The 12,277-nt window shown below is 59.7% G+C and carries 13 protein-coding genes; all 13 read left to right on the top strand.

Annotated features, from left to right (window positions below):
• Positions 1-42: 42 nt before the first annotated feature.
• The 13 genes from ASH01S_RS10310 to ASH01S_RS10250 all read left to right on the top strand — a co-directional run bounded on the left by ASH01S_RS10310 (position 43) and on the right by ASH01S_RS10250 (position 11,931).
• A complete protein-coding gene (locus ASH01S_RS10310; RefSeq protein ID WP_067927481.1) occupies positions 43-513 on the top strand; it encodes an urease accessory protein UreE in 471 nt (156 codons plus the stop codon).
• A complete protein-coding gene (locus tag ASH01S_RS10305; protein ID WP_157067087.1) occupies positions 510-1,211 on the top strand; it encodes an urease accessory protein UreF in 702 nt (233 codons plus the stop codon). Before ASH01S_RS10310 ends, ASH01S_RS10305 begins: the two co-directional genes overlap by 4 nt.
• A 20-nt stretch (positions 1,212-1,231) precedes the next feature.
• Positions 1,232-1,840 carry an urease accessory protein UreG gene (ureG, locus tag ASH01S_RS10300; protein ID WP_067927476.1) on the top strand — a complete coding sequence of 203 codons (609 nt, stop codon included), beginning with the start codon at positions 1,232-1,234 and terminating at the stop codon, positions 1,838-1,840.
• Positions 1,812-2,666, top strand: a complete 855-nt coding sequence (locus ASH01S_RS10295) for an urease accessory protein UreD (protein WP_067927473.1) — start codon at positions 1,812-1,814, stop codon at positions 2,664-2,666. The genes ureG and ASH01S_RS10295 overlap by 29 nt, the downstream gene beginning before the upstream one ends.
• A gap of 25 nt (positions 2,667-2,691) precedes the next feature.
• On the top strand, positions 2,692-3,723 hold the full coding sequence (locus ASH01S_RS10290) for a HoxN/HupN/NixA family nickel/cobalt transporter (protein ID WP_067927470.1): 1,032 nt from the start codon (positions 2,692-2,694) through the stop codon (positions 3,721-3,723).
• A 191-nt stretch (positions 3,724-3,914) separates the two neighbouring features.
• On the top strand, positions 3,915-4,367 hold the full coding sequence (locus tag ASH01S_RS10285) for a VOC family protein (RefSeq protein ID WP_067927468.1): 453 nt from the start codon (positions 3,915-3,917) through the stop codon (positions 4,365-4,367).
• A 221-nt stretch (positions 4,368-4,588) separates the two neighbouring features.
• On the top strand, positions 4,589-5,527 hold the full coding sequence (locus tag ASH01S_RS10280; RefSeq protein WP_067927465.1) for a glycoside hydrolase family 113: 939 nt from the start codon (positions 4,589-4,591) through the stop codon (positions 5,525-5,527).
• A gap of 56 nt (positions 5,528-5,583) precedes the next feature.
• Entirely contained in the window at positions 5,584-8,046 is a 2,463-nt protein-coding gene (locus tag ASH01S_RS10275; protein ID WP_306302860.1) for a beta-mannosidase, read from the top strand.
• A gap of 49 nt (positions 8,047-8,095) precedes the next feature.
• Positions 8,096-9,031: an ROK family protein gene (locus tag ASH01S_RS10270; RefSeq protein WP_067927461.1), complete on the top strand. Its 936-nt coding sequence runs from the start codon at positions 8,096-8,098 to the stop codon at positions 9,029-9,031.
• A 332-nt stretch (positions 9,032-9,363) separates the two neighbouring features.
• The gene (locus ASH01S_RS10265) at positions 9,364-9,876 is read left to right on the top strand and encodes a sigma-70 family RNA polymerase sigma factor (protein WP_067927458.1); all 513 of its coding nucleotides are present in this window, start codon (positions 9,364-9,366) and stop codon (positions 9,874-9,876) included.
• The gene (locus tag ASH01S_RS10260; RefSeq protein ID WP_067927455.1) at positions 9,873-10,301 is read left to right on the top strand and encodes a zf-HC2 domain-containing protein; all 429 of its coding nucleotides are present in this window, start codon (positions 9,873-9,875) and stop codon (positions 10,299-10,301) included. Before ASH01S_RS10265 ends, ASH01S_RS10260 begins: the two co-directional genes overlap by 4 nt.
• Positions 10,302-10,323: 22 nt before the next feature.
• Positions 10,324-10,854: a hypothetical protein gene (locus ASH01S_RS10255; RefSeq protein ID WP_067927452.1), complete on the top strand. Its 531-nt coding sequence runs from the start codon at positions 10,324-10,326 to the stop codon at positions 10,852-10,854.
• Positions 10,855-10,887: 33 nt separating this feature from the next.
• Positions 10,888-11,931, top strand: coding sequence for a DUF4097 family beta strand repeat-containing protein (locus tag ASH01S_RS10250; RefSeq protein ID WP_067927451.1), 1,044 nt, complete (start codon positions 10,888-10,890; stop codon positions 11,929-11,931).
• Positions 11,932-12,277: the final 346 nt, after the last annotated feature.

The following is a 12,277-nucleotide window of genomic DNA, read 5'->3' as shown; positions in this document are numbered from 1 at the left end:
CCGTCGCCGGCCCATGACCACAAGAGAAACGGAGGTTTTTTCGTGATTTGCACCAAGGTGGTGGGCAATGTACACCGGGACGCCGCGGGTTCCCGCCGGTTGGATAGGGTGTGGGTGAATTCGGACGCGCTGCTGAAACGCATACAGCGGCTTCGCACAGAATCAGGGCGGGAACTGGGGCTGCGGCTGCCGGCGGACAGCGGAACTTTGCACGATGGAGATATCCTGTGGATGGATGATGAGGCGGCTGTCGTGGTGTCGGTGTTGCCGGAGCCTGTGCTGGTGGTTTCCCCCAGGTCATTGCGGGAGATGGGCGAGGTGGCGCACCGTCTGGGGAACCGTCATGTGCCGGCCCAGTTTGAGGGGGACACCCTTATCGTCGCCGACGATCCACTGCTGGAGCAGTTGTTTGTCAGCCTCGACGTCCCTTTTGCCCGTGAAGAGCGGGTGCTGCGGGAGCCGTTTCGGCATATCGCGGAGCACGGCCATAGTCACGGGCACGGGCATGATTGACTGTCGACATGCTGGACGCGCTGTTAACCCTTCTTCAATTGTACGATTCCAATTTTCCATCCGGCGCTTACGCTCACTCGTTGGGGCTGGAGACGTACATCCAGGACGGCCGCGTGTGTGATGCGGCGACGTTTCGGGAGTACCTGGAGGCCTATCTGCGAGGGCCGCTGGTGTACACGGATGGCTTCGCTTTCCGGATTGTTCACGAGGCGGCTGCAGACCACGACTTCGGGCGGATCGCCAGCGTGGACGAGCGTCTGTATGTGAACAACGTTCCGCAGGAGACCCGCGGCGCGGCGTGCCGCATGGGCACTCGGTTGGTGGTGACTGCCCGCTCCTTGTTTCCAGAGGACACGCTGCTGAGGGAATATGCGGAGGGCGTTCGGGCCGGTCGTGTTCATGGGCATCCTGCGGTGGTGTATGGATTGGCTGCGCACGCCGCCGGGATCGACATGCCGCTTGGATTGGCCGGCTATTTGTACAGCAGTTTGGCTGTCCAGGTGCAGAACGGGGTGCGCGCCATCCCGCTGGGGCAGACCGATGGACAGCTGTTGCTGTTTGCGCTGCGCGCCCAGATTCCCGACTCCGTCAGCAGGGTGCTGCAACTGCAGGATTGCGACTTTGGCGCGGTATCCCCGGGACTGGAGATGGCCCAGCTGCGGCACAGCCAGGTTCACGTGCGAATCTTCATGTCCTAGTCGTCAGGAGGGATTCCGGTTTGGACACGGTGCGTATTGGCATTGGCGGCCCGGTTGGCGCCGGCAAGACCATGTTGGTGGATAAACTGACGCGCCAGCTGTATCCGCAGCTCAGTGTTGCAGTCATTACCAATGATATCTATACCAAGGAAGACGCGAATTACCTCATCCGCGCAGGGGTGCTGCCCGAGGACCGCATCATCGGGGTCGAGACGGGCGGGTGCCCGCACACCGCCATCCGCGAGGATGCTTCCATGAATTTCGCCGCGATGGACGAACTGCTTCAGCGTCACGGACACCTGGATGTCATTTTTGTCGAGAGCGGTGGCGACAACCTGTCGGCAACCTTCAGCCCGGAGCTCGTCGATCTCTCCATTTACGTGATTGACGTGGCCCAGGGGGAGAAGATTCCGCGCAAGAACGGGCAGGGGATGATCAAATCTGACTTGCTCATCATCAACAAGATTGACCTGGCACCGTACGTCGGAGCCCGCTTGGAAGTCATGGAGCAAGATGCGCTGCGGGCACGGGCGGGGCGTCCACTGTTTCTGACCAATCTGCGGGATGACGTTGGTGTGGCCGAAGTGGTGGGGTGGTTGCATGAGCACGCATTCTTGGCCGGGCTCTGACTCCCGCTGTCCGAAGTTGACGGGGCGGTTGTGGATTGAGTTGGCGGAGCGGCGGGGGCGGACCGAGATTGAGTCCCTGGTCGAAGAAGGCGAGTTTCGCTTGTCCCGCCCGGTGTACGGAGTGGGGCCAGATCCACAATTATACCTGATTCACGTGGGCGGCGGGTGTGTGGAGGGGGACGCGTACGAGCTGACCGTGGTCTGTGAGAGCGGATCGCGGGCGGTGTTAACCACACAGTCCGCGACCAAGGTATACAAGAGTCCGGTGCGGCCTGTCACACAGTCCCTCGCCATCGAACTGGCGCCAGGCGGCTGCTTGGACTTTCGCCCGGATGTCATCATCCCCTACGAGAACGCCCGCTATCACCAGCGCACACACGTGCGCATGAGCTCCTCCTCACGGCTGCTTTATTCGGAGATTCTCACCCCGGGCTGGTCCGCCGACGGCGGGTGGTTCCGTTACAGCGAGTTTCGCTCGTGGTTGACAGTTTGGGTGGATGACCGGCCCGTTTTGTACGACCATCAGTGGCTGTGCCCAGATAACACGTTCCTGGGCCTCGGCCAGATGGAAGGTTACACCCATTACGGGACACTGCTGGTGATGGGCTATGAGCTCTCCCACCCGACGCATAACGTGTTGGCCGAGTCCGTGCAAGGGCTTGGTATACAGGGGTGCGTCGGCTTGTCGCCGCTGCCGGGCCCGGGGTTTATGGTGCGCGTGTTCGGATTGTCCACCGACGAGGTGGAGCAGGTCTTTCATGTTGTTCGGGGGCGCATCTGGCGCGAATGGTTCGGCGCGACGCCGCAGCTGCTGCGCAAGTATTAAGGCTGTCTTACAGGGGGGGAGAGTATTGAGCCCACAAGGCGCGCCTTGTCGCCGCACTCCGGAGATGGTGATGGGCGTTCTGCAGTGCCTGGGATGGGGCGCGTGGTGGTTGGGGGCCCATCATTTGTCGAGCCTGTGGACGCTTGGGCCAATGGCGTACCTGTTTGGTCTGCGCCACGCGGTCGATGCGGACCACATGGTCGCCATCGACACCACCACGCGCAAACTTTTGCACGAGGGATCCCGCCCGCGGGCGGTGGGTCTGTATTTCTCACTGGGGCATTCCACCGTGGTGTTTGGGTTGGTTGCCGTCCTGGCGGTCTGCGGCCGCCACTGGGTGGCCACCGCCGCCCCGGTCGCGTTGACGCTCACCGGATCTCTGGTTTCGGCGACCTTCCTCTACGTGGTGGCCATCTGGAACGCGGTGGTGCTGTGGACCCTGTTGCGCAAGAGACGGCTGCATGCGGGCACGGAGCACAGGCAGGCGCCGGCAGGCAAGGGGATCCTGAGCACCGTGTTCGGCGTCAGTCTGCGGTGGGTGAACCGCGACTGGCACATGTACTTTGTGGGCTTGTTGTTTGGTCTCGGCTTCGACACGGCCACTGAGATTGCCCTATTGGCTTTCGGTACGGCGACAATCGGGGATGTACATACGAACGCCTGGAGTCTTCTGGAAACCCTGAGCGTCCTGGTGCTGCCCCTGTTGTTTTCGGCCGGCATGAGTCTGTTGGACGGTTTGGACGGGTTGTGCATGGCCCGAGCCTACGGCTGGGCGAACCAAGACCCCGTGCGGCGCTGGCGCTACAACGTGGCGGTCACTGCCCTGTCGGCAGGGGCGGCCTGGATGGTCGGCACCTTTGAGTGGACACAGATTTTTGCCGAAGGTCTCGTGGGCACGATGTGGCAGGCCATCAACCTGGGCGAGTGGTGCCACGAGGACATGTGGGGCTTGTGGTTGACGGGGCTTCTGTTGTGCTTGTGGGGGATGGCTTGGCTGCGCAGCCTGCGTACGCCCCGCGCGCGCGGCGGCGCTGGGGCTCGACGCCTGTCCGATTGAGGGCATCCTCCCGATTCAGCACACAGGATGACTATACTTGCACGGAATGTCAATTGTTTTTGCTTGTTGAAGCGCTACAATCAATTAAGCAATGGGTCGGCGCTCGTGCTTGTTAGGCGAGGTTGTGAAGAGCGCCGTGAATCCATGCGGAAGCTGGCATCTGCCCCTTCCGCGGAAACGGAGGAATTCGCGTGGCTAATGGTGTATTGGGAACCCAGATTGTGACGCAGATTGGCATCATTGTGCGTGATATTGAGAAGACGGCGCGGAAATTCGCGGAATTTTTCGGTGTGGAAACCCCGTCTTGGCAGTTGACGGATGGGCAGGACAGGGCGCATACCGAGTACCGGGGCGAAGCGACGGATGCGCGTGCAAAACTGGCGTTTTTCCACATGGGATCGGTCGACATTGAACTGATTGAGCCGGTCGGAGGCCCGAGCACCTGGCAGGAGTTCCTCGACACGCACGGTGAAGGGGTCCATCATATCGCGTTTGTAGTCAAGGACATGCAGGGGAAACTGAAGGCATTGGATGCCATGGGCATCCCGTTGGTCCAACGTGGGGATTACGAGGGCGGTCGATACGCCTATGTGGATGCCGGCGAGTCCCTGAAGGTGATTGTGGAGCTTCTGGAAAACGACTAACCGGTGCGGGGGCTGTGGCACCTGTACGACATCTGCTTGTTTGTCTCTGTTAGTTGTTTGTTATCCGAACAGAGCCTGTATTGACGATAGAAACGCCATAAATCTCAATTCAATATCATGTTCGCCTGTAAGCGATTTCGATAGAGTGTGGTCATGAGGCCATGCATCCTGGTCTCGGGGCCGAGCTTGAACGGCGCGGGCGGACAGGGAGAGGTGCGTCGATGGAGTATATCCGGGGATTGACATGGGGTTGGGTAGGCATTCCCGGTACGTGGGCGACATCAGAGGCGGAGCACTCGATGGCGGAAGCGGTCAAGTTGGGCATCAACTGGGTGACGCTTGCGTTTCAAGGGTTGCAGGATGAGCCGCAGTCCACGCGCATCGACTTTGCAGGCGGCGACACACTGACAGACGACGAAGTTATTGGCGCCATCCGCCGCTTTCACCGGCTGGGCATCAAGGTCTGCCTCAAACCGGTGGTCAATTGTCGGGACGGCACATGGCGGGCGCATATCAATTTCTTTGACCACGAGGTGCCGGGTGAGCCGGGGTGGCGCGCGTGGTGGAAGAGCTACGACGACTTCATCCTACATTACGCGGACATCGCCGAAAGGACGCAGTGTGAGATGTTCTGCGTGGGCTGCGAGATGGTGCAGGCGGATAGGCGAGTGGACGACTGGCGGAGACTGGTTGCCCGCGTCCGGGACGTGTATTCCGGGCTGGTCACGTATAACTGCGATAAGTACCAAGAGGAGCGTGTGCAATTCTGGGACGCGGTGGACGTGATTTCGTCCAGTGGCTACTACGCGCTCGCCAGCTGGCCGGCGCGGGTTCAGCAACTGCGGGCGTTTGCCGAGCGCTGGAGCAAACCCTTTTTCTTCATGGAAGTCGGTTGCCCAAGTCGGACGGGATCGGCCCAAGCGCCCTATGATTGGACACATCCGGGGGAAGCCAATCCCGGGGAACAAGACGAGTTTTATCGGACCCTGTTTGCTGCGTTGGATAAGGAACCTTGGTTCTATGGGTATATGCTGTGGGACTGGCCGGCACACCTGTATCCCTTGGAGCAGGCCAGTACGGACCGCGGCTACTGCATGTACGGCAAGCCGGCCGCCGAGCGCATTCGTGCGTACTACGCGGCCAAGGCGGCATCCGGATGAGCATCGGGGATGCTCGTGCTGCACGAACGGGCACATAGAGAATAGGAGGACATCGTGTGGTCATAGATCTGAACGGCAACTGGCGCATGAAGGCTGTGAATGCGGCGGAGTGGGTGCCCGCTCAGGTGCCGGGGTCGGTGTATTTGGACCTGCTGCGGGCGGGCCGCATTCCCGACCCATTCTATCGCGACAACGAACTGCGCGTTTTCGATGTGGCGAAGCAGGATTACGAGTACGAGCGCGAGTTCCAGGTGGATGAGCAGTTGCTCGCCGCTGACAAGGTGTTGCTGACCTGCCTGGGTCTCGATACGCTGGCGGCCATTGAGGTCAATGGTCAGCATGTTGCGCACACCGACAATATGCACCGGACGTACGAGTTCGATGTGAAGCATCTGCTCCATCCCGGACAGAACCACATTCGCATCGTCTTTCGTTCGGCCCTCAACTACATCCTAGAGGCCAACGCGCGGGATCCGCTCTGGGGACCCGGCGACTCGGTGGAGGGGTTTCCGCATCTGCGCAAGGGCCACTACATGTTCGGCTGGGACTGGGGCCCGAAGATTCCTGATTTGGGTATCTGGCGCGACATCTTTCTGCGCGCCTACCGGGTCGGCCGGATTGCCGATGTGCGCATCGACCAGCACCACTCGGAGGGCCGCGTGCGGCTGGACGTCTTGACGGACGTCGAGGCGTGGCAGGACACTTCGCTCGAGCTGGTGGTGGAGGTGACCTCCCCGGATGGGCAGGTCCACCGCGCATGCCAATCCGCGGCGCCTGGGCACAACGCGCTGACGGTCGAGATCGAAAACCCGGAGCTGTGGTGGCCGAACGGCTACGGGAAGCAGCCTCTGTATCATGTGGAGGTGCGTCTTGCAGCAGCCGGTCGGACGCGGGACGCGCGGTCGCTGCGCATCGGGCTGCGCACTGTGCGCTTGGTGCGGGAACCAGACGAGTGGGGCGAATCCTTCCTGTTTGAGGTCAACGGGGTGCGCATCTTCGCTTGCGGAGCCAACTACATCCCGGAAGACAACCTGTTGGCCCGGCGTAGCCGGGAAAAAACCAGGCGGCTGCTCAAAGACTGTGTCGCGGCCAACTTTAACTTCATCCGCGTCTGGGGCGGCGGTTTGTATCCGGAGGATTACTTCTACGACCTGTGCGACGAGCTGGGGCTCGTGGTCTGGCAGGACTTCATGTTCGCCTGCGGGGTCTATCGGCTGACGCCCGAGTTTGAAGAAAACATCCGCCAGGAGGCCATCGACAACCTGCGTCGGCTGCGCCACCACGCCAGCCTTGGCCTCCTCTGCGGCAACAATGAGATGGAGGTGGCCTGGGCAGACTGGCAATTCCCGAAGCCCGATGACCTGCGCCAGGACTACCTGAGGATGTTTGAGCAGGTGTTGGCGGAGGTGGCGCGCCAGGAGGCGCCGCAGGTGGATTACTGGCCGGCTTCGCCGTCGTCGGGGGGCGGCTTTGACAACCCGAACGACGAGAACCGCGGCGACGTCCATTACTGGGAAGTCTGGCACGGGCTCAAGCCGTTCACCGAATACCGGAAGTTCCATTTCCGCTTCTGCTCGGAGTTTGGGTTTCAGTCTTTCCCGTCCATCAAGACGATAGGGACCTTCACCGAGCCCGAGGACCGCAACGTCTTCTCGTACGTGATGGAGAATCATCAGAAGAACGGATCGGCCAACGGCAAGATTTTATATTACCTAGCGGAGAACTTCCGTTATCCGAAGGACCTGCCCGCGCTCGTGTACACGTCCCAAATCCTGCAGGCGGAAGCCATCAAGTACGGAGTCGAGCACTGGCGCCGCCACCGCGGGCGCTGCATGGGGGCCATCTACTGGCAGCTCAACGACTGCTGGCCGGTCGCTTCTTGGGCGAGCATCGATTATTATGGTCGGTGGAAGGCGCTGCACTACTTCGCCAGACGCTTTTTCGATCCGGTTCTCATCTCGGCCTGCGAGGAAGGCAGCCAGGTGGCGCTGTGGCTGACCAACGACCGCTTGCAGCCGGTCTCCGGCACGGTGCGCTGGCGGCTCTGCGACCCGCGGTCGCAGGTTTTGCGCGCCGACGAACAGGCGGTCACGGTGCCGGCGCTGTCGCCGCAAAAGGTCGTCGACCTCGATTTGTCCGATGTGTTCACAGACATGGACGTGCGGCGCCGCACCTATCTCGAATACAGCTTCGAGACTGGCGACGGGGTGCGTCAGGGAACGCTGCTGCTGGTGCCGGCGAAACACTTTGAGTTTGTCGATCCGCACCTGTCCGCCGCTGTGGAGGACGCGGGCGACGCCTTTGTGGTGCGCGTTTCGGCGCAGGCGTACGCCAAGTACGTGGCGGTCGATTTGTCCGGTGCGGACGCGGTGTTCAGCGACAACTTCTTCGACCTGTCGGCCGATGCGCCGCGTACGGTCACGGTGGCCAAATCGTCTCTGTCTCACCCGTTGTCCCGGGACGAGTTTGCGCAGGCTTTGCAGTTGACCAGTCTCTACGATACGTACGATCACGAATGAGCGCGCGGCGGGTGCGCCGACAGCGCTAGGAAAGGGAGGAACACCCGCCGTGTACAGTATTGGCGTTGACCTGGGCGGAACCAAAATCTTGACCGGGGTTCTCGATGAGCAGGGAACCCTGCATCACACTCTGGAAGTGCCGACGATGGCGACAGACGGCCCGGATGCCGTCATCCATCGCATTCGCGGCACCGTCGATCAAATGCTGCATCGGGTGGGGCACGCCAACGTCATCGGCATCGGCATTGGGGCTCCCGGGCCCCTCAACCCGCACACCGGCACGGTGTTGGGTCCGCCCAACCTGCCGGGATGGGACCACATTCCGCTGCGGGACAAGCTGCATGAGGTGTACGGCCTCCCCGTATACCTGGAGAACGACGCCAACGCGGCTGCGATTGCCGAACACCGCTTTGGCGCCGGCCAGGGCAGCCGGCAGATGGTGTACATCACCGTCAGCACCGGCATCGGCGGTGGCGTGGTGGTGGATGGGCAGGTGCGCCAGGGGGCCGCCGGCGGGTTTGCCGAGATTGGCCACATGATTGTCGATCCAGCCGGCGCCCGCTGCCACTGCGGCAACCGCGGCTGCCTGGAGGCTGTGGCGTCGGGGACGGCCATTGCACGCATGGCGAGCGAGGCGTTCAGGCGCGACCTGACGGCGGAGCAGGTGGCTGAACTGGCGGCGCGTGGAGACAAAAAGGCGCGGCAGGTTCTCGACACGGCGTTTTCCTATCTAGGCATCGGTCTGGTGAATATCGTGAACCTGTACGATCCGGACTTGATTGTCATCGGCGGGGGTGTGGCGCGCATCGGACCGCCGCTGTTCGACGCCCTGCATGAGGCGGTCTTGCACAATTACTTCCGCCAAAGCTACGGCATGGACGTGCCAATTGTACCCGCTCATCTGGGGACGAAAGCGGGCGTCATCGGCGCGGCCGCCCTCCCCTGGTTGGCCTGCAGGACGGCAGTCGACTCTCACCCGTGTTGATGTATCCTCGACCAGCGCTGATGCGCTTTCCCCAAAGCCTGAATGACGAGCTCTTTGGCCATCCTCCAATCGGCATGCCGCCCCACAATTTGGCGGGTATACAAGTCCCTCAAACTCGCCCCATGCCCGCCGTGAGGTTCTCACCTCCTGGAACTCGACACGGACCAATGATGTTGTGCGAATTACAATTCCATATTTCATACATAATGTGGATCCGTTCGTCACCAGTGGCCAGGATTTGATTGTGCAGTGGCTCGATGCTCCTTATCGTCTAATGGGATGAGCGGGAGGAGTGAGGTGCTCTGGACGAACTCAAGTGCATCCACGAAGCCGTGGCCGGAAATCGTGACGCCTATGGCGAACTGGTCGCCAAATACCAGAGCATGGTGTACCGAGTCTGCCTGAAGTTCACTCGCGACGAACACGCGGCCGAAGACCTGGCACAAGAGGTTTTTATCAAGGCGTACCATGCCCTTTCAGGTTTTCGGCAGGATGCTTTGTTTTCCACTTGGCTTTACCAAATTACGGTTCGCAAGTGCCTGGATTGGAAACGCTCGGTGGAACGAGAGTGGCAACGACACGGGGAAGCGCTATATGACGAATACGAATGGCCCGATTCGGAGACACCGGAACGCAGTTTGGTGGACAAGGAACGGACCCTGCGATTGCGTGAGCTCGTGGAGGGGTTACAGGAACCATATCGCACAGTGACCAAGCTGTTCTATTTTTATCAACAATCCTACAAGGAGATTGCAGAACGGACGGGAACGTCGGTCAAGACAGTCGAGTCACAGCTATACAGGGCAAGGAGGATGCTGCGCGAGAAAGGAGAAGGGTTGCGGTGAAGTGTTCAGAGGTTCAAGACCTGATGGCCGCGTTCGTGACGCGGGACTTGCCGACGACGAAGGCCGAGGCCGTTCGGCGCCACATCAAGACGTGCGAAGAGTGCCGCCTCTGGCACCAAGAGGTTCTGGGTCTGGCGGATGTGTGGATGGAGGACGTGCAGGTATCAGGACTTAACCTGGTGGACGCGGTGCTCTCACGCCTTGAAGTGGCAGACAGATCTCCTGAGCTTGGGGATTCAGGCGTGGCACCACGGTGGAACGTTCCTTCTCGCATCACGCTGGTTCATTATGGGCTGGCCGCGTCCATCGCTCTGGCCCTGTTTCAGTTCGGTGTGTTCGCACGCTTAGGAGCGACTCTGATGCAAAATGGCCTGGTGCTGTCAGACCGAATATACAGTTTGATGCATTTTTTATCCAATATGTAAATAAAGGAATGGAGGTTCAACCTTGACACGCAAAAGCGCATTTCTGACATTTGTGCTCTCCTGGCTTCCGGGGCTTGGTCACCTGTACCTCGGACTCAATAAGCGGGGACTTCAGTTCATGGCTGCATTCTTCGCCTGTATCATCTTGATTCCGCTGTTGCCGTTTGTGTTTCCGTTCGTGTTAGCGATTCTCTGGTTCTATTCCCTGTTCGACGCGTTGCAAAAGGCAACAGTGATAAATACACTGGCCTCGCAACAGGGAGCCCCATCGATTCCGGCTGACTCGGGAGACGCAGGAATTGGCCGTGATTCTCTGACCACAGATTTGGATCAAGCCATCGATCCGCTACGGGCCTTGCGCGAACAAAACACCGTGAATCCACTGTGGATTGGCGGTGTCTGCATCCTCGTCGGCCTGTTGGTACTCGTGAGAGAGGTTTTTCCGATAGTGTGGCATATGCTGGTAGTCATGCACATCGGCAGTATCCTGCTCGCGGTCGTATTGATAGGGTTTGGGCTGTGGTTGATTCGAACGTACAGCAAGAAGTCATGAAACAAGCCGAGCAAGGCTGACGGGGGAAGATCCATGAAGACAGTGAAAATCGGCATATTGACAAGCGCGTTCACGTTTATCGCAATCGGAGTCGTCATCGTCTTGCATATAAGCGGGCTGGTATCCTACGAGGTTTTCAAGTACTTATGGCCAATCCTGCTCGTCGCGTTCGGCGTGGAGTTGGTTTGGGGATATCTCACGAACCGCGAGCAGCGTGTGCAGGTGAGCGGATGGAGCCTGGTTCTGATTGTACTGGTGATGTTGTTGGGCATCGGTCAATCTGTAAGGGCATCCGGGTTTATCGGGAAGCACATCGGTGTGAGGTATGTGGAACCCGTGAACGGCCATGTGAGTGTAGGCAACGGAATCAAGAGGGTTCAGATTGAGGTCGAGAACGCTCGGGTGACGGTCACTGGGGCGACCGGCTCGGAGGTGACCTATGATGGCGAGTTGGACGTTGGCGCGTTTTCACCAAGGGACGCGGAGCGGAAAATTCATGCCCAATGGTCTGTCCATCAAGTGGGGGATGTACTTGAGATGCGTTTGAATACAAGGCCATCCCTCGGTTTCATGGGGGGCTTTGCGGGCCCGCATCCTTACTTGAACGTGCAAGTCCCCAAGACGTTATCAACCGAGGTGGTGACGTCCAACGGTTCCGTGCAAGTAGCGCAAATGAACTCGTCCAGTACTGTTCATACCAGCAATGGCGTGGTCGGCTTGACGGATGTCAGAGGTGACGTCACCGTGGGAACCAGTAATGGCACGGTCACGCTGAAGAATATCGCAGGCCGTGTCGACGTACACACGACGAATGGGAGGATTCGGGGGACGTCCGAGATCGGCGGAGATTGGACGTGTTCGACGACTAATGGAGCCATTGAATTAAGCGTCCCATCTGATACCAACGCGACGGTGCATGCTCAGACCACCAATGGGAGCATTGGCGGTGGCGTACACTGGACGTTTGCTTCCAGGCAACATGGCAGGGTCAATCTGGGTTCGGGGGACCATGAGGTATACTTGAGTACAACAAATGGTAGCGTAAAGGTCGATCGACGAGAATCGGTAAATAGGTAAAGCAAATGATATAGCAAAAACATAGGCCATTTGTTCCTGATTTGTGCGAGACCGCTGCTCATGTCTGAGTGGCGGTTTTTCGTACGGCCTGCGGGGGCGGAATCACCTGTGAAACTTGTCGCCTGAATCGATCAAAAGCCCACCGCGTGCTACCTACGAGTGCGCCAGGCACTTTCGTAGAGGCACCGGTGGCTGGTACGAACTCATCGGTTCGTGGAGCCGTCAGGATGATCTCTGAGCGCGGCGGTGATGGCATGCTGCATGCGAATGGTCGTCATCCGACCTGGAGGTCGTATTCCAGGCTTGCACGACGCCCACAATGAGGTATACTACGTGTATAGGACCC

The organism is Alicyclobacillus shizuokensis NBRC 103103 (genome assembly GCF_001552255.1).
In the GTDB taxonomy this organism is placed as follows: Bacteria; Bacillota; Bacilli; order Alicyclobacillales; family Alicyclobacillaceae; genus Alicyclobacillus_G; species Alicyclobacillus_G shizuokensis.
The sequence above is the reverse complement of the archived record's forward strand: the minus strand, read 5'-3'. Positions and strand labels throughout refer to the sequence as shown.